Below are 21,928 nucleotides of genomic sequence, written 5' to 3' on the forward strand. Positions count from 1 at the left end.
TTTAGCCGTTGCGCCGGGACAGGTCCAGCGGTGTCAGAGGTTCTTGTCCTGCACCCGCAGCTGACGGGCGCGGGTCAGAATCGCGTCCTCGACCGCGCGGACGGTATCGGGGGCGACCGCGCTGCCGCCGGCGCCCTGCAAGGACACTTTCAGCGCGCGGGCGTCCAGCGAGGGATCGCTGACCTTGACGGTGGCGCGATACGAGCGACCGCCGCCGGGGGGCGTGCCATAGCCGGTGACGATCAGGCCGGTAAAGGGATCGACCGACTGAATCGGCAGGAAGTTCAGCACCTCAAGGCTGGCGTTCCACAGATAGCGGTTGACCGCCACGGTGTCGTTCGGGTCGCGGCGATTCGAGAACAGGTCCCACAGCGTCGATTGCTGACGCTGTTGGGTGGCCGCCGTCTGTTGCTGGCCGCCACCGCCGCCGCTGCCAAAGCCGGCCGAGCCTGCCGATCCCGAGCCGCCGCCGGAACATGCGGCAAGCCCCGCGGAAAGAAGCAGGGCGGCGGTCAGCCTTGCGGCGCGTCTGGTCATCTGGTGTCCCCCGGGATCGTCCTTCAGCGACCCATAGCGTAATTCTGCCCCTTGCGACAAGAGAGGCCGCGCCGGCAGTGCCCGATCCGCCGGCGCGCCTATAAGATGCTCGCGCGCGTAGGGCGGAAAACGGGCGTGCAGGTTTGGAAAAATCCGGCCCGGACCCTATGACGCCGCCGTACAATCGGGTGTGGCTGATGTGCATCACAGAAATGTGGAATGGGGCTAAGTGGATGCGATTCCGTTGCAATGCGGGGGTGAAAGGGCGACATACGGCTCATACCCCAACCCGGAGTGCCCGGATGGGGCACACGAGAGAGACAAGAGGGAAAACCATGAAAAAGGTTCTTTTCGCGACCAGCGCCCTGGTTCTGTCGGCTGGCTTCGCTTCCGCTGAAGTCGCGCTGTCGGGCGACGGCCGCATGGGTATGATCTATGACGGCAACGACGTTCAGTTCTCGAGCCGTGCCCGCGTGAAATTCACCCTGACCGGTGAATCGGATGCCGGCCTGTCGTTCGGCGCTGCTTTCCGCGTCGACCAAGAGAACTACAACGGCAACGAATACCGTTCGGCCGCTCGCGGTTCGGCTGGCGCCATCTGGATTTCGGGCACCTACGGCAAACTGTCGATGGGTGACGTTGTTTCGGCCGCTGAACAAGCGATCGGCGACCTGTACGAAGTCGGCTACACCGATGGTTCGTTCGCTGGCGACGTCGAAGAAATCGCCTACCTGACCGCTGATGGTGTGAACATCAACCAGGGTCCGAACATCCTGTACGAATACACCATCAACAACATCTCGCTGTACGCGTCGGCTTCGGACGGTTCGGACACCGATTGGTTCACCACCGTCGGCGACGACGTTGATGACGAACTGGACGCCGAGTCGGATCAGGTTGCATGGTCGCTGGCCGGTAAATACGAAGCCGAAACCTGGTGGGTCGGTCTGGCTTACTCGAAGCACGACGAAGCCAAAGAAATCGTGCTGGGTGCTGAAGCCAAGTTCAACCAGTTCTCGGTCAAAGGCATCTATGCCGACTACAAAAACCGTGGCAACATCGACATCGGTGGCAGCAACTGGAGCGACGAAGTCGCCGAGCTGAACAACGCGGCCAACGGCTACGAAATGGACAAGACCCTCGGTCTGTCGGCTGCTTACCAGCTTGACGCCGTCCTGATCGAAGGCTTCTGGCGCCGTGACGAGTTCAAAACCGACGTTGCTGCCGTTGAAGACAAAGACTTCGACAGCTTCGGCATCGGCGCTGAATACGACCTGGGCGGCGGCGCTGTCCTGGCCGGCGGTATCGTCGACACCGACTACCTGAACGACACCGTTGTCGACGCAGGTATCAAGTTCAAGTTCTGATCCTGACGGATCCGAATTTCGGAACAAGAAAGAGCGGGCCTTGCGCCCGCTCTTTTCTTTTGGGAATCATGGCGCATGGGACTGGATCAGATCAGAAAACGGATTGCCGCGGCCGAAGCCTTGGCCGGACGTGCGCCGGGTGATGTCACGCTGATCGCGGTCAGCAAGGTACAGCCGCCCGCCCGGGTCGAGGCGGTTCTTGCCGCCGGTCAGCGCGTTTTCGGCGAAAACTATGTGCAGGAGGCGGCCGGTAAATGGCCGGCATGGCGCGAGGCCTTTGCCGGGGTCGACCTGCATATGATCGGCCCGCTGCAAAGCAACAAGCTGAAGCTGGCGTTGGATCTCTTTGACGCCATTCACACGCTGGACCGGCCCTCGCTGGCGCAAAAGCTGGCGCGGGCGGTGCAGGCGCGGGGCGCATCGCCACAGCTGTTCGTACAGGTCAATACCGGGGCCGAACCGCAAAAGGCCGGGATCCTGCCCGATGATGCCGATGGCTTCATCGCGGAATGCCGGGGGCTCGATCTGCCGCTGGTGGGGCTGATGTGCATCCCGCCCGAGGATCAGGACCCGGTCCCGCATTTTCGCGAATTGCGCGGCATTGCCGCCCGCAACGGTCTGCGCGGTCTGTCCATGGGGATGAGCGCGGATTTCGAGCGGGCGATCGCCGAAGGCGCGACCCATATCCGTGTCGGCAGCGCCATTTTTGGCGCGCGGGATTATGGCTAGCGCCAGCCGGATCGCGGCTCGCATGACTGGCCTTCCGCCGCATGTCTGATCGGATCACCCGCAACCATCGCGATGGCGCCACGCGTTCAAGCGCGGTGTTTTCGCGCTGTGGGCTTTACCGCTATGCGTTGACCCGGAACTGGGGCGAGGCGGGTCTGCGGGGCAGGCGGGTCTGTTTCGTGATGCTGAACCCCTCGACCGCCGATCACCGGAGGAACGATCCGACCATCGCGCGTTGTGAAAGCCGGGCCGCCGATCTTGGGGCGACGGCCTATCGGATCGTCAATCTGTTTGCGCTGCGCGCCACCTATCCGCAAGAGCTGCGGCTGGCCGCCGATCCGGTCGGCCCGGAAAACGACGCGGCCATCCGGCGCGCCGCCCGCTGGGCCGATCTGGTGATCTGTGCCTGGGGCATGCATGGCGCGATGGGGGATCGCGCCGCCGTGGTCGAGCGGATGCTGCGCGGCTGTGGCCTGCGGCTTTACCACCTCGGGTTGACGAAATCCGGCGCGCCGCGACACCCGCTTTATCTGAAGCGTTCATTAAAATTGAATCTTTGGGATTAACTGCTTATTAACATAACAGATGCGGGCCTTTGGGTGCGCTGGTATTGTTATCGTTATGGTTGCATGATTCGAACGAGTGGTTTGCCATGTTGATGTTGGGCAGTTTGATCGGGTTGTTGGTCATGGGGATGGCGGTGGACACCACCGCGCTAGGCCGGACCACGGACGAAGACGAAGATATCGACAATACGGATGACAACGATTCCGAAACCGACAATGGCGGTTCGGGCGGCGACGGCACAGGTAATTCCGGTGGCGGCGATGGTACTGATGGTACCGACGGCACGGATGAGCCGGACGGCCTGACCCGCGATGGCACCAACGGCGCCGACTGGCTGGCGGGTGCCGATGGCGACGACATGCTGAGCGGTCGCGACGGAAACGACGACCTGCATGGCGGCCTGGGCGACGACACCATGCTGGGCGGTCGCGGCACCGACTGGATCTATGGCGACGACGATTTCGGCGAAGGCGGCGACGACTCGATCTCGGGCGGGGATGGCGACGATTCTCTGGCCGGGCAGGGCGGCGACGATACCGTCAACGGCGATGCCGGCAATGACTCGATCTTTGGCGGCGATGGCAACGACCTGCTGAACGGCGGGGCGGGCACCGATTGGATCTTTGGCAATGCGGGCAACGATACCCTGATCGCGGGCCCCGGCCAGGACGATCTGGACGCGGGCGAAGGCGATGACGTTCTGGTCGGTTCGGCCCATGCCGATCGCGCCTGGCTGCATGGCGATGAAGGTGACGACACGCTGTTCGGCGGCGCCAACGATTTCGTCGAGGGCGGCGCGGGCGAGGATCGCTTTGTGCTGCATGAGCCGGGTGCGGGCATCCCCACCATCGCCGATTTCACCGCCGCCGAGGATCAGATCGAGCTGCGCTATGAAGACGATGGCAGTGGCGAGGTCCCGGCCCTGTCGCTGGATCGCGATGACGAGGGCGCGACGGTCATCCGCATGGACGGGGTCGCCGTGGGCCGGTTGCTGAACGGCGAAGGGCTGGATGTGCATGACATCATCCTGACCGCGGTGCGGCCGGCGGCCTGATGCGGCCGCCAGAGATGGCCCGCCGGAACGGATAAAGCCGTTCCCATCGCGCCGGAACCCTGTTATACGCGCGCATCCGCCGGGGTGATTCCCGGCGGTTTCTCCATGGGCCTGTGCTGGACGACATCCCGGCCTGCGCCATAACCCCTTACTCTGAAAGGAGCCCCCGATGTCGATCACGGTCGAAGAAAAGAACCGCCTGATGAACGAATTCGCCACCAAGAAAGGCGATACCGGTTCGCCCGAGGTGCAGGTTGCGATCCTGTCCTCGCGGATTGCCACCCTGACCGAGCATTTCAAGACGCACAAAAAAGACAACCACTCGCGTCGTGGTCTGCTGATGATGGTCGCACAGCGCCGCAAGCTGCTGGACTATCTCAAGCGCAAGGATGAAGCCCGCTATACCGATCTGATCGGCAAGCTGGGTCTGCGCCGCTAAGCGCATCCCACGCCGGAAAGATCGACGCCCGTGACCTTGTGTCACGGGCGTTTTTCGTTCTGTGATCAGGTGCTTGCCGGATCGCTTCGGCGCGAGAAGCGCTGCGCCGCCAGATCCAGCAGGATCATCACCAAAAGCGTGGCCCCGGTCAGCGGAAACAGCGCCCCGCCAATCCCCAACAGGATAAGCAACCCGACCAGCACCTTGCGGTCGCTCGGCATGGGCGGGATGCCAAGGCGACCGGCCGGGCGGCGTTTCCACCACATCACCCCCGCCGACACCGCCAGCATGACGATACCGATACAGACCGCCACCAGCACCAGCTGATTGGTCAGGCCAAAGGTCTGTCCCATATGGGTATTGATCCCCCATTCCAGCGCCCGGCCAAGTGGGCCGTAATCGCCATAGCTCATGTCGATCAGCGCCTTGCCGCTATACTGGTCCAGATGCACCACGCGCTGCTGACGCAGATCGTCGGGATAGACCGAGCCGGAATAGACCCCCTGCGCATCCTTGGGCAGCGCGACGCTATAGCCGCGATGCAGCCCACGGCTTTCAAAAGCCGCGACGGCACGGTCAAGCCCGATGGGCCGCATGCCCGCCGCCGGAGCGTCGCTTTCGGGGATCTGCGCCTGTTCCAGCGACCATGCGGTCTTGGCGATCTCGTCCAGCTTTTGCCCCGACATCGGCACATCGGTGCGCAGCCCGGCGGGATAGCCGAAATTGCGGCCATTGGCCCATTCGTTCACCTTGCCGCCCCAATGCTGGGACCACGGCATGCCCGTCACCGTCAGAAAGACGATAAAGCCGCCGGTGAAGATCCCGCTGACCGCGTGCAGATCGCGCCACCAGATCCGTCGCCCCGGCATCCCGCGTAGCGACACCACGCCGCCCCGCTGGCCGCGCGGCCACCACAGGTAAATCCCGGTCGCCACCAACAGGATGGCAAAGCCACCGACGATTTCGATCGCGCTGCGGGCGGTAGGCCCGAAATAGCGCAGCGAGTGCAGATAGCGGATGGTCCATGCCACCGTGCCGCGATCGGGCAGGGTACCCAGCACCTGGCCGCTATATTGGTTCAGATAGACGGCGGTGCGGCCCTCTGGGGTCTGGACGGTGATTTCGGTCGACCAGTCATCGGCGGGCGGGTCGATATATTTGATCGCCGTGCCGGGCGCGGCCTCAAGCGCCGCCGCCACCAGCGCCGAGGGCGCGATCCGCGTGGCCTGCTGGGCCTCGATCCGTTTCAGATCGGCGTGAAGATAGCCGTCGATTTCGTCCCGGAACAGGTAAAGCCCGCCGGTCACCGCCAGTGTGATCATAAAGGGCAGCACCAGCAGCCCGGCATAGAAATGCCAGCGCCAGACGGCGCGATAAAGGTCGGATGCGGCGCCCATGCGTCGGGCGCCGGGGGCGATTGCCCCGTCGGTCATGTCGGTCATGTGGGATATTCCCGTGTCTGTGGTTTCGGTTTGGGAAACGTCAGACGGGAAAGGGCGGTCCGGTCGCCGGCGGCAGCCCCGTGGCGCGACCCGCAGCCAGTACCGTATGGACCGGCGCAAAGCCTTGCGGCAGCGCGGGGCGCAGCATCTGCGGCATGCGCGCGGCGGCGGTCAGGTCGATGGGCGCTTGCAGTCCAGCCCAGGGGCAATGATCGCCGGTCCCCGGGTCGGGATGGCGGACGGGGCTGCCCGGGCCATCGTCCAGAGGTTGCAAGGTTTGCGCATCGGCGGCGATTTCGATGATGCCGTCGGGGGTGCAAAGCACCAGCATCACCGTGCCATCGGCGCCGCGCGTGGGCATCACCCCCTGCGAGATCAGCGACAGCATCAGGAATGGCCCCAAAGCCATCCAAAGCGCCAATCGACGCAGCCGCTGAAACAATCCCGCTTGCATGGGCGGCAGTCATAGACCCGTCGCCGGTCCGTGGTCAATTCGACTATGCGGTGCGGCCAGCACGCCCAAAACCCGCCAGGGTCGAACATTTCGGCAAAATCGGCTAGTATTGCGCAAAGTCGGATCGTCTAAAATTGCCGGATCCAAGGTCTTTTGGGATTTCTGGCGGGAAAATTTAGACGATTCGACCATATTCCCGGTGATCGTGGCCCAATCGCCTGTTTTTTCTTCGGTTTTGCACGCTTCTGTGACAGAAGCCGCGCACATTCGTGAATGCAGGAGGAGTCAATGCAGCCCGGAGTCTGGATCAGCCTTGCGGCATATTTTCTGCTGATGCTTGCCATCGGCGTTTATGCCTGGCGGAAATCGACGTCGAATTCCGAAGAATACATGTTGGGTGGCCGCAGCCTGTCGCCCTCGGTCGCGGCGCTGTCCGCCGGGGCCTCGGACATGAGCGGCTGGCTGCTTCTGGGTCTGCCGGGCGCGCTGTTCGTGTCGGGCCTGTCGCAAAGCTGGATCGGTATCGGTCTGGTGGTCGGCGCATGGCTCAACTGGCTGATCGTCGCCCCCCGCCTGCGCCAGCAGACCGAGGAATATGACAACAGCCTGACCATCCCGGGCTTTCTGGGCAATCGTTTCCCCAGTCAGGCGGTGCTGCTGCGGATCGTGTCGGCGATCATCATCGTGGTGTTCTTTTCGGTCTATACCGCCTCGGGGCTGGTCGGCGGCGGCAAGCTGTTTGCCAGCGCCTTTGGCGGCGATTACATGACCGGGGTGCTGGTCACGCTGGGCGTCGTGCTGGTCTATACGGTCATGGGCGGGTTTCTGGCCGTCAGCCTGACCGATTTCGTTCAGGGCTGCATCATGATGCTTGCGCTGGTGATCATGCCCATAGTCATTCTGACCACGCAGGGCGGCGCCGGTGTCGAACAGGCGACCGAGCGGCTGACCGCGGTCGACCCCGAATATCTGTCGATGTTCAAGGGCGTCACCCTGTTGGGCTGGTTGTCGGCGGTGGCCTGGGGTCTGGGCTATTTCGGCCAGCCGCATATCATCGTGCGCTTCATGGCCGTGCGCAGCGTCAAGGACGTGCCGACCGCGCGCCGCATCGGCATGAGCTGGATGATCGTCTCGCTGATCGGGGCGGTGGCCGTGGGTGTCTTTGGACGCGCCTATGCGCTGCGCACCGGGCTGGACGTGGCCGACCCGGAAACCATCTTCATCATCCTGTCGGATCTGTTGTTCCATCCGCTGGTCACGGGCTTTCTTTATGCCGCGCTGCTGGCCGCGATCATGTCGACGGTGTCGAGCCAGCTTCTGGTCGCCTCGTCCTCGCTGACCGAGGATATTTATCGCACCGTCTTCAAGCGCGGCGCGACGGAACGCGAGCTGGTCAATGTCGGCCGTCTGGCGGTTCTGGCGGTGGGTGCGGTTGCGGTGATCATCGCCAGCGACCCGGATTCGCAGGTTCTGGGGCTGGTCGCCAATGCCTGGGCCGGGTTCGGCGCCGCCTTCGGTCCGCTAATCATTCTGGCGCTGACCTGGAAGCGGATGACCGGCGCCGGTGCCGTGGCCGGGCTGATCGTGGGCGCCGTGGTGGTGATCCTGTGGATCGCGCTGGGACTCAGCAGCACGCTTTACGAGATCGTTCCGGGCTTTATCGCGTCCTGGATCGCCATCGTGCTGGTTAGCCTGAACACCCCCGATCGCGGCGAATACCGCGCGCCGAAAGGCGCCTGATCGGGCGGATTTCCGGGAATTCGCGCCCGCCCCGAAAGGGGCGGGCGCTTTCGTGACGGCGGGGCGGGGCCGGGTCAAACCACTTCCCAAACCCCAAGTTTTACTGTATGGCCCCCCAATCTGCGACGTGAAGCCCGCGCCTCCGGGGCTACGCAAAGGACAGGGGGCTGCGGCAATGGGGCCGCGATATGACACGGGGCGGCCAGAGGGCTGGCGCGCACCCAGAGGACATCAGATGCATTTTGACGAAGTGAAGAAATCCATCCAGTGGGGTCAGGAAACGCTGACGCTGGAAACGGGCAAGGTTGCGCGTCAGGCCGACGGTTCGGTCATCGCCACGCTGGGCGAAACCAGCGTCATGGCCAACGTGACCTTCGCCAAAGAACCCAAGCCGGGTCAGGACTTTTTCCCGCTGACGGTTCACTATCAGGAAAAATACTATGCCGCCGGCAAAATCCCGGGCGGCTTTTTCAAGCGCGAGGCGCGCCCGACCGAAAAAGAGACGCTGACCGCGCGTCTGATCGACCGTCCCTGCCGCCCGCTTTTCGCCCCCGGCTTCAAGAACGAAGTTCTGGTCATGTGCACCGTGCTGTCGCACGATCTGGTCAACGATCCCGATATCGTCGCCATGATCGCCGCCTCGGCCGCGCTGACCATTTCGGGCGTGCCCTTCATGGGTCCGATCGGCGCCGCGCGCGTCGGTTTCGTTGACGGCGAATATGTGCTGAACCCCGAGGTTCAGGATATGGATCAGCTGCGTTCGAACCCCGAACAGCGTCTGGATCTGGTCGTCGCCGGCACCAAGGACGCCGTGATGATGGTCGAATCCGAAGCCTATGAGCTGACCGAAGAGGAAATGCTGGGCGCGGTCAAATTCGGCCATGACGCCATGCAGCCGGTGATCGACATGATCATCGACTTTGCCGAAGACGCCGCCAAAGAGCCCTTTGATTTCCAGTCGCCCGATTACAGCGCGCTTTACGCCCGCGTGAAATCGCTGGGCGAGGCGCAGATGCGCGCCGCCTATGCGATCAAGGACAAGGCCGAGCGTCAGGACGCCGTTGCCGCCGCGAAAGCCGCGATCAAGGAAGCCCTGACCGAGGAAGAGCTGGCGGACGCCAACCTGGGTTCGGCGCTGAAAAAGCTGGAATCGGGCATTCTGCGCGGTGACATCATCAATGGCGGCGCCCGCATCGACGGCCGCGACACCAAGACCGTGCGCGGCATCGACTGCGAAGTCGGCATCCTGCCCCGCACGCATGGTTCGTCGCTGTTCACCCGTGGCGAAACCCAGGCGCTGGTCGTGACCACGCTGGGCACCGGCGACGACGAACAGATCATCGACGCGCTGCACGGCAATTTCCGTTCGAACTTCCTGCTGCACTATAACTTCCCGCCCTATTCGGTCGGCGAGGTTGGCCGCGTGGGGTCGCCCGGCCGCCGCGAAATCGGTCACGGAAAGCTGGCCTGGCGCGCGCTGCAAGCGGTGCTGCCGGCGGCGACCGACTTCCCCTATACCATCCGCGTGGTCAGCGAGATCACCGAATCGAACGGCTCGTCCTCGATGGCTTCGGTCTGTGGCGGTTCGTTGTCGATGATGGATGCGGGTGTGCCGCTCAAGGCGCCGGTCGCCGGTGTGGCCATGGGTCTTATCCTAGAAGATGACGGCAAATACGCCGTTCTGACCGACATTCTGGGCGACGAGGATCACCTCGGCGACATGGACTTCAAGGTTGCGGGCACCGCCAACGGCATCACCTCGCTGCAAATGGACATCAAGGTTGCCGGCATCACGCCCGCGATCATGGAACAGGCGCTGGCGCAGGCGAAAGACGGCCGGATGCACATCCTGGGCGAAATGGCCCATGCCCTGACCGAGGGGCGCCGCGAATTCAGCGCCCATGCCCCGCGCATCGAAACCATGACCATCCCGACCGACAAGATTCGCGAAGTGATCGGTTCGGGCGGCAAGGTCATCCGCGAAATCGTGGAAACCTCGGGCGCCAAGGTCGACATCAACGATGACGGCACCATCAAGATCGCCTCGGCCAACGCCGATTCGATCAAGAAAGCCCATGACATGATCTATTCGATCGTGGCCGAACCCGAAGAGGGCAAGGTCTATACCGGCAAGGTCGTGAAACTGGTCGATTTCGGCGCTTTCGTGAACTTCTTTGGCAAGCGCGACGGTCTGGTCCATGTGTCCCAGATCGCCAACAAGCGCCTGACCCACCCCAATGAGGTGCTGAAGGAAGGTCAGGAAGTGAAGGTCAAGCTTTTGGGCTTTGACGACCGCGGCAAGGTGCGCCTTGGCATGAAAATGGTCGATCAGGAAACCGGCGAGGAAATCGCCCCCGAGAAGAAAGAAGAAGCTCAGGCCGAATAATCGGCCCGACTTCTTGAGTTTTCGGACCGGCCCGGCGATGTTCGGGCCGGTCCTTTTTCATCGGAGGCGAGGATGCGCAATTCACTGGCGACGCTATGGGTCGGCGAACGGCTGGGGCCGATCGAGCTGGCATCCGCCGCAAGTTTTCTGCGCATGGGAAATCCGCTGACCGTCTATAGCTATGCGCCCATCGTGAACCTGCCGCCCGGGGTCGAGGGGCGCGATGCGAATGAGGTCTATCCGACCGAAAAGATCGCGATCTATGCGCGCGAAGGCTCGCCCTCGCTGCATTCGAATTTCTTCCGCTTTGCGCTGATGCGGAACACCGATCACACCTGGGTCGATCTGGACATGATCGCGCTGCAACCGTTCGATTTTCCGGGCGACCGGATCTATGGCTATGAAAAGCCGGATCAGGTGAATTGCGCCGTGCTGCGCCTGCCGAAGCATTCGCCGGTGCTGGCGGATCTGTCAAAGCTGGGGCCGGGGATGCGCGGGATCGCGCCCCATATCCAGGGTGCGCGGCGGCTGAAATACCAGATCAAGACATTTGGGCGCGGCGTGCCGATTGAAAACTGGCCCTGGGGATCGACCGGTCCGCGCGCGCTGACCGCGTTCCTGCGCAAGCATGACGAATTGCGATATGCGCTGCCGCTTGAGGTGCTTTACCCGATCCTGACCGCCGATTGCCGGCGTTTCGTGACGCCCGGCGACCTGACGGATGCAAGCTTCGGGCCAGAAACCCGGGCCGTCCATCTGACCGCCAGCAATATCAACAAGATCCTCAGGGCCGAAAACGGCGGCGAAATCCCGGAGGACAGCTTTCTGGGCCATCATGTCGCGCGGGCGCGGGCGGCGGGGTTCCTTTAGCGCGGCCGCGCCCCCTTTTGGGGAACGCGGCGCCGTCTTTTCGCCAGATCCGATCAGCCCAGCCGGGGCGTTCTGGCAAAGCGCAGATAGGGCAGCTTTTTGTCCAGCTTGCCGTATTTCGCCTCGGCCGCCGCGTCGTCCAGCGAAAGCGCGACGATCACGTCCTGACCCGGCACCCAATTCGCGGGCGTGGCCAGCGGCACCCCATCGGTCATGCGCACCGCATCCAGCGCGCGCAGGATTTCGGCGAAATTGCGGCCGACCGACATCGGATAGGTCATTGTCAGCCGCACCTTCTTGTCGGGGCCGATGATGAACACGGTGCGCACGGTGGCCGAATGCTGGGGCGTGCGGCCTTCGTTGGGCAGATAGTAATCGGCCGGCAGCATGTCATAGGCCTTGGCGACGTTCAGCGTGGTGTCGTCGATAATGGCGAAATTGGCGGGGACGCCGGCGATCTTTTCGATATCGGCCTTCCATTTGCCGTGATCCTCGACCGAATCGACCGAGACGCCCAGCACCTTGGTGTTGCGCTTTTCAAACTCTGGCACCAGCTGGGCGACCGCGCCGAATTCCGTCGTGCAGACCGGAGTGAAATCGCGCGGGTGGCTGAACAGGATGGCATAGCTGTCGCCGATCCAGTCATGCAGGCGGATGGTGCCTTCGGTCGATTCGGCGGTGAAATCGGGGGCAATATCGTTGATGCGCAGAGACATGCACGCGGTCCTTTCGGGTTTCTGTCGCTGGCAAGATAGTCATGCCGGGCCGATTGTCCAACACGATCTTTTAGGTCGTGATTTTGCGCGCCGCAGCAGCGGGCTTGAAGCGCGGCGAGGCAGGTGCCAATTTGTCGCCACCGGCACGGATGAGGGAGTGACTTCGATGACCGCATTGGCAGATCTGCGCAAATTCTACATCAACGGGCAATGGGTCGACCCTGCCAGCTCCCGTGATCTTGAGGTCATCGATCCCTCGACCGAAGAGCCGGTGGCGGTGATCTCGCTGGGCAGTCAGGCGGATACCGATGCGGCGGTGGCCGCGGCCAAGGCCGCCTTTCCGGCATGGTCGGAAACGCCCCCGGAAACTCGGCTGGCCTATGTGGAAAAGATCCTCGACATCTATCGCCGCCGCGCGCCCGACATGGCCCGCGCCATCAGCGATGAAATGGGTGCCCCGCAGGATATGGCGCTAAGCGATCAGACGGGCGTCGGCGAATTCCATATCGCGACCTTCATCGAAAGCTTTCGCAATTTCGAATTCATCCGTCCGCTGGGCCCGCATGCGCCCACCACCATGGTCGCCTGGGAACCGATCGGGGTGATCGGTCTGATCACGCCATGGAACTGGCCGATGAATCAGGTCACGCTCAAGGTGATTCCGGCGATCCTGACGGGCAATACCGTGGTGCTGAAACCCAGCGAGATCGCGCCGCTGTCTTCGGTCCTGTTCACCGAAATCGTGGATGAGGCGGGGCTGCCGCCGGGTGTCTATAACATGGTCAATGGCGACGGTCTGGGGGTCGGAACCCAGCTTTCGGTCCATCCCGATGTCGACATGATCAGCTTTACCGGATCGACCCGGGCCGGGATCGCGATCACCAAGGCCGCCGCCGACACGGTCAAGAAAGTCGCGCTGGAACTGGGCGGCAAGGGGGCCAATCTGGTCTTTGCCGATGCCGATCCCAAGGCGGTCGAACGCGGTGCGCGGCATTGCTTCAACAATTCCGGCCAGTCCTGCAATGCGCCCACCCGGATGCTGGTCGAACGCTCTTTCTATGATCAGGCGGTCGAACAGGCCCGCAAGGTGGCCGAGGAAACTGCCGTCGCATCCGCCCATCAGCCCGGCCGCCATATCGGTCCGGTGGTCAGCAAGCTGCAATGGGACAAGATCCAGGACATGATCCAACAGGGCATCGACGAAGGCGCGCGGCTTGTCGCCGGCGGCCCCGGCCTGCCCGAAGGCGTCAATCGCGGCTATTTCGTGCGCCCCACCGTATTCGCCGATGTCACGAACGAGATGAGCGTCGCCCGCCAGGAAATCTTTGGCCCGGTGCTGTCCATCATCCCCTTCGACAGCGAGGAAGAGGCCGTCGACATCGCCAATGACACGATCTTTGGCCTGACGAATTACGTCCAGACCCAGGACGGCGCGCGCCGCAACCGGCTGGCCCGCAAGCTGCGCGCCGGCATGATCGAAACCAATGGACAGTCGCGCGGGCGCGGCTCGGCCTTTGGTGGTATCAAGGCGTCCGGGCGCGCGCGCGAAGGCGGCGTCTGGGGGCTGGAAGAGTTCATGGACAGCAAACAGATCAGCGGCTGGGATCTTGACGCCTGACCCGCTGTTCGGGATCGCGGCCGGGATGGGCTCCGATCCCGGCCAGCGTTGCCGCCGCCGACCGGGTTGCCGGGACGGCGGCGGTTTGCGTTTCAGATGCCGGCGCGGTGGCCCCGCGCGTCAGGACCCGTCGCGGCGAAAGCGCATGGCGGTGACCTGGCGATAGATCTGGCCGGGCTTCAGCTCGGCCGAGGGAAAGTGGGGATGGTTCGGCGCATCGGGCCAGATCTGGGATTCCAGCGCGATGCCGGCATACCGCCCATAGGGTCGGCCGCCAAGCCCCTCGGCGCCGCCCGACAGATGGGCGGCCGTATAGACCTGTAGCCCCGGCTCGGTCGAACAGATGTCCAGTGTCACATCCCCGGCCGCCAGCGTTGCCACCGGCCTCATATGCAGGCTGCGGGTTTCGGACAGGCACATATTGTGGTCGATGACCGGGCCGTCCAGACGTTCCCCCAGCCGGGTCGCGCGGCGAAAATCCAGATGCGTGCCCTTGACCACGGCGGGCGCGCCCAGCGGGATCAGATCCTTGTTGATCGGCAGATAGGTCTGGGCGGGTATGCGCAGCCGGTGCTCGGCAATGGTGGGCGCGCCGTCCAGATTGAAATAGCTGTGCTGTGCGAAATTGCAAAAGGTCAGCTCGTTCGAGGTCGCCAGAACCGTCAGTTGCAGGCTCGGACCGGGCAGGATCTGATAGGTCGCGCGGATCAGCATCGCGCCGGGAAAGCCCATGTGACCCGCCGGCAGGTGGTCGGCCAGGCCGACCATATCCGCCTGTTGCGTGGTCAGCATCCAGTTGCGGGTGCCGGTGCCGTCGCTGCCGCCATGCAGCATGTGGCGGCCATCCTGATTGCGGTCCAGATCAAGCGTTTCGCCGCCCAGCCGCGCGCGCCCCCCGGCAATGCGATTGGCATAGCGCCCGACCAGCGCGCCGAAATAGCGCCCCTCGCCCAGATAGGGCTCAAGCGTCGGGAAACCCAGCACCAGCGGGTGATCCACGCCCTCCAGCCGGATATCCTGGACCGAGGCGCCCAGCGTCAGCACCGAAACCGTCAGCCCATGCCCCGAAATGGTCGCGCGCAGCACATGATCGCCATCGGGCAGCGCGCCGAAATTCTGGATGCTCAAAGCGTCACCCGCGGCTCGGGGCGGCCCCTTGCGCCCTTGGGGTCCAGAAGCCAGGTCTGGCCGTCCTGCGGGCCATTCAGGCCCTCGGCGGCGCTGGTGACCATGAGCCGGTCCAGATCCGGGCCGATAAAGGCCGGGCAGGTGCTTTGCGCCGCCGGCAGGTCCAGCCGAAACAGTTCGCGCCCGTCTTCGGGGGCATGACAGGTGACGGTGCCGCTGCCCCAGCGGGCGTTCCAGAACCGCCCCTGATCGTCGGTCACCGCGCCATCGGGATTCTGGTCCGTGCCGCGCAGATCCAGAAAAACCCGCGCCTCGGCCATGGGCCAGCCATCCGGGTCCAGCGCCTGGGACCAGACCGTTTGCGCGGCGGTATCGGCGAAATAGGCAAGCCGGCCATCGGGCGAAAAACAGATGGCGTTCGGGATCGTCATATCGCCCCGCAGCTTGCGGAGTTCGCCCCCGGCATAGCGATAGATCGCCCCCATGCCTGCGCCCGCGTCATGCCCCATGGTGCCGATCCAGAAGCCGCCGAACGGATCGGCCCGCCCGTCATTCGAACGGGTTCCGGGCATTTCCGCCTCAAGCGGGCATAGCAGTTTCAGGTCGCCATCGCGCAGGTCCAGCACCCGCAACGCGGTTTCGGTCGCGATCAGCACCCGGTCGCCGTCGATCCAGCCCATGGCCGAGGCCTTTTCGTCGAAACCCCATTGAAGGTCCCGGCCATCCTCTTGCGACAAAAGGCGCCGGCCGTGAATGTCGAACCAGAACGCTTGCCGGCGCAGCGGATGCCAGAACGCGCCTTCGCCCAATTCGCAGATGCGCGGGTCGAAAAGGACCGCGCTCATGCCGGGCTGGACGGGTTGATCGCCCGCAATGTCGCGACCATTTCGCGGGCGCGGATGCCGACGGTCTCGGCGCTGTCGCCGGGCCGGTAAAGCGCCGAGCCGATGCCAAAGCCGCGCGCCCCCGCCGCCAGCCAATGCTTGAAATTGTCCGCCCCGACACCGCCCACGGCAAAAACCGCGATGTCATTGGGCAAAACCGCGCGCAGGGCGCGCAGGGTGCCGATCCCGGCACTGTCGGCGGGAAACAGTTTCAGCCCGGTCGCACCGGCGGCGATCGCGGCGAAACATTCGGTCGCGGTAAAGACGCCGGGCCAGCTTTCCATGCCCAGCTTGCGGGTTTCGCGGATCACCGCCGCATCGACATTGGGCGACACGATCATGCGCCCGCCGATATCGGCGACGCGGGCGACGTTTTCGGCGGTCAGCACCGTGCCCGCGCCGATGGTCGCATGTGAGCCGACCGCCTGAACCATAAGACGGATACTGTCAAAGGGATCGGGGGAATTCAGCGGCACCTCGATGCGGTCGATGCCGGCCTCGACCAGCGCGCGGGCGACAGGCACGGCCTCGGGCGGGGTCAGGCCGCGCAGGATGGCGATGATGGGCGTGGTCATGAAATCTCCTGCAAGGCGGTGCGGGCGGCGGTCAGGCCGGAAAGAACGAGCTGGCCGCCATCCATGCGCGTCACATCCGCGCCGGCGGCTTGCATCGGAACCTGATAAAGCGCCGCAAGCTCGGGCGCGCCAATGATGATCGTCTTGTGGTTGTGCCAGAAATCGCGTGCCGCGCCAAGCTCGGTCCCGATCAACAGGCCCGATAAGCGGCCCGCTGCCTGCGCCGGCGCAAGACCGTCCAGCAGCGATCCGGCGCGCAGCGCGAAAAGCCCGCGCATCGCGGCATGGGGGTCGGCCATGGCATCGGCCGCGCCCAATGCGGCGGCGGCGACATCGGAAACCGCCCCGGCCATGGACAGCCGCAGCACCGACTGGCGCGAGATAAGCGAGAAGATCTCGCCGGTCATGAATGTCTGAAAGCCCGTAACCCGGCCCTGGGTGATGCGGACCCATTTGCAATGCGTGCCGGGCAGGCAAAGCGTGCCGTCAAAGCCGGGATCCAGGGCCAGATAGCCGGCGATCTGGGTTTCCTCGCCGCGCATCACATCGGGCGGCGCGGCCTGCGACAGGCCGGGCAGGATGCGCACATCCAGCCGCGCGTCGCCCACATCCGGGCGGGTGGCGCGCAGCGGGTCCAGCGGCGTGCAGGGGGTGGCGCGGTATTCGGCCTCGGCCCAGCCGGTGCGGGCGCCGACCATGCCGCAGGCGATGACCGGCATCCGGCCCTGCGCCGGCAGCCAGTCATGGATCAGCTCGAGCAGGGCGGGTTCGAACCCGTCGCGGGGCAGCCCGCCCATGCCCTTGTCCGAGTGGCGGGACTGAAGCGCCTGCGATCCTTGCATCGCCCAGACCCGCAGGCGCGTGGTGCCCCAGTCGACGGCGATCCAGTCCGGTGTCATGGCCTAGGACTTGCTCTTGTTCGAGACGTCGAAGATCACGGCGGCCATCAGCACCAGCCCCTTGATGACCTGCTGATAGTCGATGCCGATGCCGAGGATCGACATGCCGTTGTTCATGACGCCCATGATGAAGGCGCCGACCACGGCCCCGATCACCGTGCCCACGCCCCCCGCCATCGAGGCGCCGCCCACGAAGACGGCGGCGATGGCGTCCAGCTCGAACGCGACGCCGGCCTTGGGCGTGGCCGAGTTCAGGCGCGCCGAAACGACGATCCCCGCGAGCGCCGCCAGCATCCCCATATTGGCAAAGGTCAGAAACACCACCCGTTCCGAGTTGATGCCCGACAGCTTCGCCGCCTTGGCATTACCGCCGATGGCATAGATGCGCCGCCCGATGGTCGTGCGCTCCGAGATAAAGGCGTAAAGCCCGACCAGCAGCGCCATCACGATAAAGACGTTGGGCAGGCCGCGGAAATTCGCCAGCGCCCAGGTCATGCCGACAATGGCGATGAAGATGATCGCGTTCTTGCCGGCGAAAAAGGCAAAGGGCTCATCCACGACGCCCATCTTTTCCTGTTGGGCGCGGGCGCGGACCTGCATCCACAGGATGGCGACTGCCGCGCTCCAGCCCAGGACCAGCGACAGCATGTTGGGTTTGACCACGCCAAAGATGTCGGGAATGAACCCGGATGCGATCATCTGAAAGCCGGGCGGGAAGGGGCCGATGTTCTGGCCGCCCAGAATCCACATGGTCAGCCCGCGAAAGACCAGCATCCCCGCAAGCGTGACGATGAACGAGGGGATCTTCCAATAGGCGATCCAATAGCCCTGAATGCCGCCGATCACCGCCCCCGCCGCAAGGCTGAGCACGACGACCACGGGCGTGGGCAGCCCCATCTTGACCGACATGATCCCGGCCAGCGCGCCCACGAATGCCGCGACCGAGCCGACCGAAAGGTCGATATGCCCGGCCACGATCACCAGAAGCATCCCCACCGCCAGAATGACGATATGGCTGTTTTGCAGGAACAGGTTGGTCAGGTTGACCGGCTTGAACAGGATGCCGCCGGTCACGACCTGAAAGAACACCATGATGATGATCAGGGCGAACAGGATACCGTATTGGCGGATATTGCGGCGGATAAAGCCGAAAGTGTCGCCACGGCGGGCGTCTGCGGAGGTATCAGACATGGGCGGCCTCTGCTTCGATTTCCTCGGGGGTGATGTTTGCTTCGGTCAGGTCATGTCCCGACTTGATGATGATCGACATGATCTTTTCCTGCGTGGCCTCTGCGGTCGGCAATTCGCCCACCAGCCGGCCCTCGTTCATCACCAGCACGCGGTCGGTGATGCCCAGCAGCTCTGGCATTTCCGACGAGATGACGATGATCGATTTGCCCTGTTCGGCAAGGTCGCGGATCATGGTATATATTTCGTATTTCGCGCCCACATCGATGCCGCGCGTCGGTTCGTCCAGGATCAGGATTTCCGGCCCCGAGAACAGCCATTTCGACAACACCACCTTTTGCTGGTTGCCGCCTGACAGGTTCACGGTTTCCTGTTCGATCGAGGATGACCGGATGTTCATGCGCTTGCGGAAATCGTTGCCGATCTCGCCCTCGCGGCGGCCATCGACGATCCCGCTTGTGGCGATGCCCGGCAGGTTCGCCAGCGGGATATTGCGGCGGATTGTGTCGATCAGCACCAGCCCCAGCGATTTGCGGTCCTCGGTCACATAGGCAAGGCCGGCCTTGATCGCCTTGGGGACCGTGGACAGATCGACGGGCGTGCCGTGGATCCTGACCTCGCCCGAGCGGAACTTGCCCATCGAGCGGCCAAAGATGCTCATCGCAAGCTCGGTGCGGCCGGCGCCCATCAGCCCGGCAATGCCCAGAACCTCGCCCTGACGCAGGTTGAAGCCGGCCTTCTTGACCAGCAGGCGGTCGGGATCGGCGGCGTCCTCGACGGTCCAGTCGCGGACCTGCATCACCACCTCGCCGATTTTCGGGTCGCGGGGGGGGTAGCGGTCGTCCATCGACCGGCCGACCATATCCTTGATGATCTGGCTTTCCGGGACCATGCCGTCGTGATGGGCCACGGTCGACCCGTCGCGCAGCACCGTCAGGCTGTCGCAGACCTGCGACAGCTCGTTGAGCTTGTGCGAGATCAGGATCGCGGTCATGCCCTGATCGCGGAACCCGGCCAAAAGCCGCAACAGCGCGTCGCTGTCATGTTCGTTCAGCGAAGAGGTCGGCTCGTCCAGAATCAGCAGATCGACCTTTTTCGACAGGGCCTTGGCGATTTCGACCAGCTGCTGCTTGCCCATCCCCAGCTCGCCCACCTTGGTTTCCGGGCTTTCGCGCAGGCCGACCTTGGCCAGCAATTCGGCGGTGCGGCGGTTGGTCTCGTGGCGGTTGATGACGCCGCGCGTGGCGATTTCGTTGCCCAGAAAGATATTCTCGGCAATCGACATCTGCGGCACCAGCGCCAGTTCCTGATGGATGATGACGATGCCCTGCGATTCGCTGTCATGGATGCCGCGAAAGGCCATCGGCTTGCCGTTATACAGGATCTCGCCGTCATAAGAGCCGTGCGGATAGACGCCCGACAGCACCTTCATCAGCGTGGATTTCCCCGCGCCGTTTTCACCGACCAGCGCGCGGATCTCGCCGCGGCGGACGGTCATGTTCACATTGTTCAACGCTTTGACGCCGGGGAATTCCTTGGTGATCCCCCGCATTTCCAGAATCGCATCCATGGTCACCTCTTACGTTCGCGCGGATGCGCCGCCGCGGGGACAGGCCCGGCGGCGGCGCAAAGGGTGATCACTTCAGCTGGTCTTCGGTGTAATAGCCCGAGCCGACCAGAACCTCGTTGAGGTTCGCCGCGGTGACCGGAACCGGCTCCAGCAGGAAGGACGGGACGACCTTGACGCCGTTGTTATAGGTCTTGGTGTCGTTCACCTGGGGCTCTTCGCCCTTCATCATGGCGTTGACCATGCTGACGGTGACTTTCGCCAGCTCGCGGGTGTCCTTGAAGATGGTCGAATATTGTTCGCCGGCCTGGATCGACTTGACCGATTGCAGCTCGGCGTCCTGACCCGAAACGATCGGCATCTTCAGATCGCCCGAGCCATAGCCCACGCCTTTCAGCGACGACAGGATGCCGATGGACAGCCCGTCATAGGGCGACAGCACCCCGTTCACCTGCTTGTCGGTATAGTTGGCCGACAGGATGTTATCCATGCGCGCCTGGGCGGTGGCGGGATCCCAGCGCAGGGTGCCGACCTTGTCCATGCCCGTCTGACCCGAGGGGATGGTGATTTCGCCCGCGTCGATCATCGGCTGCAACACCGACATGGCACCATCATAGAAGAAGAAGGCGTTGTTGTCGTCCGGGCTGCCGCCGAACAGTTCCACGTTCCACGGCTTCACGTCCGGGAACCGCTCTTTCAGACCGGCGACCAGGGTATTGGCCTGTTCGACGCCGACCTTGAAGTTGTCGAAGGTCGCGTAATAGTCGATATCCGGCGTGTCGCGGATCAGGCGGTCATAGGCGATGACCTTGATATCGGCCGCTTTCGCATTGGCCAGCGCGTTCGACAGCGTGGTGCCGTCGATGGCCGCGATCACCAGCACGTTCACGCCCTTGGTGATCATGTTCTCGATCTGGGCCAGCTGGTTGGGGATGTCGTCATCGGCATATTGCAGGTCGGTCTGATAGCCCGCTTCCTGGAATTGCTTGACCATGTTGTCGCCATCCGCGATCCAGCGCGCCGAGGTCTTGGTCGGCATCGAGATCCCGACCATGCCTTCGGCCACGGCGATGCCGGGTACCGCAAGCACAGCCACGGATGCCAGCGCCAGGGCGCATTTCCTGAGGTTCAGCATTCTTCCTCCCTGTATGTTCAATGCTCCGGCGGCGGCCTGTCACGGCGTCTGTCCTGCCGGGCTTCCCCCCTTTGCGCGGCGGCGGGGCGGGTTTCGATCCGTACCCCCGGGGCGCCGCGGCGGGATGAACACCCCGCCTGGGATCGAAGCTAGTCCCGGCCAATATATCCGTCAATTCAGCTTTGATGGCGCGGGCATATCGAAAATGGTATGTGCCCGCCGGTCGTGCACCGGGGGCAGGGAGGCGGCGCCACAGCGCCGCATGACCGGGCTGCGTGATTGGACTGGGCGATTGGGATGGCGACCGGGCCGCGCCGCGCGGTTAGCCGTCGGCGCGCAGGTCCGCCCATTCGGGATGGCGGTCGAATTGCAGCCGCACATAGCTGCATGCCGGCACGATCAGCATCTCGCGGCTGCGCGCATCCTCGATCAGTCGCCGGACCAGCGCCATCGACACGCCCGAGCCGCGCATCGCGATGGGTGCATAGGTGTGATCGGCAACGATGATGCCCGGGCCGTCCTTGCGCCAGGTCAGTTCGGCCTGACCCTCGATGCCCGTCACCGAGGCAAGATAGCGACCAGCATTCCCGTAATCCTCATGGGTGATGTGAATATCCGAATTGACCATTCTTT

21 protein-coding genes are annotated in these 21,928 nt (G+C 63.9%); 9 read left to right on the top strand and 12 right to left on the bottom strand.

The features are described 5' to 3' along the window. Nucleotides 1–33: 33 nt before the first annotated feature. On the bottom strand, nucleotides 34–537 hold the full coding sequence (locus tag ACFOMH_RS05360) for a DUF3576 domain-containing protein (protein ID WP_377743114.1): 504 nt from the start codon (nucleotides 535–537) through the stop codon (nucleotides 34–36). A gap of 335 nt (nucleotides 538–872) precedes the next feature. Between ACFOMH_RS05360 and ACFOMH_RS05365 the strand changes: the two genes are divergently transcribed. From ACFOMH_RS05365 to rpsO, 5 genes are all read left to right on the top strand, one after another. After that, nucleotides 873–1,904 (top strand): porin, encoded by a 1,032-nt coding sequence (locus tag ACFOMH_RS05365; RefSeq protein WP_377743116.1) that lies wholly within the window; start codon nucleotides 873–875, stop codon nucleotides 1,902–1,904. Nucleotides 1,905–1,979: 75 nt separating this feature from the next. Continuing rightward, nucleotides 1,980–2,633 (top strand): YggS family pyridoxal phosphate-dependent enzyme, encoded by a 654-nt coding sequence (locus ACFOMH_RS05370; RefSeq protein WP_377743117.1) that lies wholly within the window; start codon nucleotides 1,980–1,982, stop codon nucleotides 2,631–2,633. Nucleotides 2,634–2,674: 41 nt separating this feature from the next. Further along, a complete protein-coding gene (locus tag ACFOMH_RS05375) occupies nucleotides 2,675–3,199 on the top strand; it encodes a DUF1643 domain-containing protein (protein WP_377743119.1) in 525 nt (174 codons plus the stop codon). 92 nt (nucleotides 3,200–3,291) lie between these two features. Continuing rightward, on the top strand, nucleotides 3,292–4,254 hold the full coding sequence (locus ACFOMH_RS05380) for a calcium-binding protein (RefSeq protein WP_377743120.1): 963 nt from the start codon (nucleotides 3,292–3,294) through the stop codon (nucleotides 4,252–4,254). 169 nt (nucleotides 4,255–4,423) lie between these two features. Continuing rightward, nucleotides 4,424–4,693, top strand: coding sequence for a 30S ribosomal protein S15 (gene rpsO, locus ACFOMH_RS05385; protein ID WP_374423763.1), 270 nt, complete (start codon nucleotides 4,424–4,426; stop codon nucleotides 4,691–4,693). 65 nt (nucleotides 4,694–4,758) lie between these two features. Here rpsO and ACFOMH_RS05390 read toward each other — a convergent pair whose 3' ends face one another. Together ACFOMH_RS05390 and ACFOMH_RS05395 are read right to left on the bottom strand one after the other, a co-directional pair. Next, on the bottom strand, nucleotides 4,759–6,135 hold the full coding sequence (locus tag ACFOMH_RS05390) for a PepSY-associated TM helix domain-containing protein (RefSeq protein WP_377743123.1): 1,377 nt from the start codon (nucleotides 6,133–6,135) through the stop codon (nucleotides 4,759–4,761). Nucleotides 6,136–6,175: 40 nt separating this feature from the next. Beyond that, nucleotides 6,176–6,589 carry a hypothetical protein gene (locus ACFOMH_RS05395; RefSeq protein WP_377743124.1) on the bottom strand — a complete coding sequence of 138 codons (414 nt, stop codon included), beginning with the start codon at nucleotides 6,587–6,589 and terminating at the stop codon, nucleotides 6,176–6,178. A gap of 288 nt (nucleotides 6,590–6,877) precedes the next feature. Between ACFOMH_RS05395 and putP the strand changes: the two genes are divergently transcribed. From putP to ACFOMH_RS05410, 3 genes are all read left to right on the top strand, one after another. After that, nucleotides 6,878–8,329, top strand: a complete 1,452-nt coding sequence (putP, locus tag ACFOMH_RS05400; protein ID WP_377743125.1) for a sodium/proline symporter PutP — start codon at nucleotides 6,878–6,880, stop codon at nucleotides 8,327–8,329. A 235-nt stretch (nucleotides 8,330–8,564) separates the two neighbouring features. Then, entirely contained in the window at nucleotides 8,565–10,715 is a 2,151-nt protein-coding gene (gene pnp / locus ACFOMH_RS05405) for a polyribonucleotide nucleotidyltransferase (protein ID WP_374423755.1), read from the top strand. Nucleotides 10,716–10,787: 72 nt separating this feature from the next. Beyond that, nucleotides 10,788–11,585, top strand: a complete 798-nt coding sequence (locus ACFOMH_RS05410; RefSeq protein ID WP_377743127.1) for a hypothetical protein — start codon at nucleotides 10,788–10,790, stop codon at nucleotides 11,583–11,585. A 53-nt stretch (nucleotides 11,586–11,638) separates the two neighbouring features. Here ACFOMH_RS05410 and ACFOMH_RS05415 read toward each other — a convergent pair whose 3' ends face one another. Beyond that, the gene (locus ACFOMH_RS05415) at nucleotides 11,639–12,301 is read right to left on the bottom strand and encodes a peroxiredoxin (RefSeq protein ID WP_374423751.1); all 663 of its coding nucleotides are present in this window, start codon (nucleotides 12,299–12,301) and stop codon (nucleotides 11,639–11,641) included. Nucleotides 12,302–12,467: 166 nt separating this feature from the next. Between ACFOMH_RS05415 and ACFOMH_RS05420 the strand changes: the two genes are divergently transcribed. Beyond that, the gene (locus ACFOMH_RS05420) at nucleotides 12,468–13,919 is read left to right on the top strand and encodes an aldehyde dehydrogenase family protein (protein WP_374423749.1); all 1,452 of its coding nucleotides are present in this window, start codon (nucleotides 12,468–12,470) and stop codon (nucleotides 13,917–13,919) included. Nucleotides 13,920–14,039: 120 nt separating this feature from the next. Here ACFOMH_RS05420 and ACFOMH_RS05425 read toward each other — a convergent pair whose 3' ends face one another. From ACFOMH_RS05425 to ACFOMH_RS05460, 8 genes are all read right to left on the bottom strand, one after another. Then, the gene (locus ACFOMH_RS05425) at nucleotides 14,040–15,047 is read right to left on the bottom strand and encodes an aldose epimerase family protein (RefSeq protein WP_377743128.1); all 1,008 of its coding nucleotides are present in this window, start codon (nucleotides 15,045–15,047) and stop codon (nucleotides 14,040–14,042) included. After that, the gene (locus ACFOMH_RS05430; protein ID WP_377743129.1) at nucleotides 15,044–15,892 is read right to left on the bottom strand and encodes an SMP-30/gluconolactonase/LRE family protein; all 849 of its coding nucleotides are present in this window, start codon (nucleotides 15,890–15,892) and stop codon (nucleotides 15,044–15,046) included. Before ACFOMH_RS05430 ends, ACFOMH_RS05425 begins: the two co-directional genes overlap by 4 nt. Then, a complete protein-coding gene (locus ACFOMH_RS05435; protein ID WP_377743131.1) occupies nucleotides 15,889–16,506 on the bottom strand; it encodes a 2-dehydro-3-deoxy-6-phosphogalactonate aldolase in 618 nt (205 codons plus the stop codon). Before ACFOMH_RS05435 ends, ACFOMH_RS05430 begins: the two co-directional genes overlap by 4 nt. After that, nucleotides 16,503–17,405 carry a 2-dehydro-3-deoxygalactonokinase gene (locus tag ACFOMH_RS05440; RefSeq protein WP_377743132.1) on the bottom strand — a complete coding sequence of 301 codons (903 nt, stop codon included), beginning with the start codon at nucleotides 17,403–17,405 and terminating at the stop codon, nucleotides 16,503–16,505. The genes ACFOMH_RS05435 and ACFOMH_RS05440 overlap by 4 nt, the downstream gene beginning before the upstream one ends. A gap of 3 nt (nucleotides 17,406–17,408) precedes the next feature. Then, nucleotides 17,409–18,596: a multiple monosaccharide ABC transporter permease gene (gene mmsB / locus ACFOMH_RS05445; protein ID WP_374423740.1), complete on the bottom strand. Its 1,188-nt coding sequence runs from the start codon at nucleotides 18,594–18,596 to the stop codon at nucleotides 17,409–17,411. Then, entirely contained in the window at nucleotides 18,589–20,163 is a 1,575-nt protein-coding gene (gene mmsA / locus ACFOMH_RS05450; protein ID WP_377743134.1) for a multiple monosaccharide ABC transporter ATP-binding protein, read from the bottom strand. The genes mmsB and mmsA overlap by 8 nt, the downstream gene beginning before the upstream one ends. A gap of 67 nt (nucleotides 20,164–20,230) precedes the next feature. Further along, nucleotides 20,231–21,295, bottom strand: a complete 1,065-nt coding sequence (gene chvE / locus ACFOMH_RS05455) for a multiple monosaccharide ABC transporter substrate-binding protein (protein WP_374423737.1) — start codon at nucleotides 21,293–21,295, stop codon at nucleotides 20,231–20,233. A 322-nt stretch (nucleotides 21,296–21,617) separates the two neighbouring features. Next, nucleotides 21,618–21,923 carry a GNAT family N-acetyltransferase gene (locus tag ACFOMH_RS05460; RefSeq protein WP_377743135.1) on the bottom strand — a complete coding sequence of 102 codons (306 nt, stop codon included), beginning with the start codon at nucleotides 21,921–21,923 and terminating at the stop codon, nucleotides 21,618–21,620. Nucleotides 21,924–21,928 lie beyond the last annotated feature (5 nt).

It is taken from the genome of Paracoccus mangrovi (assembly GCF_042648425.1).
GTDB classification, from domain to species: Bacteria; Pseudomonadota; Alphaproteobacteria; order Rhodobacterales; family Rhodobacteraceae; genus Paracoccus; species Paracoccus mangrovi.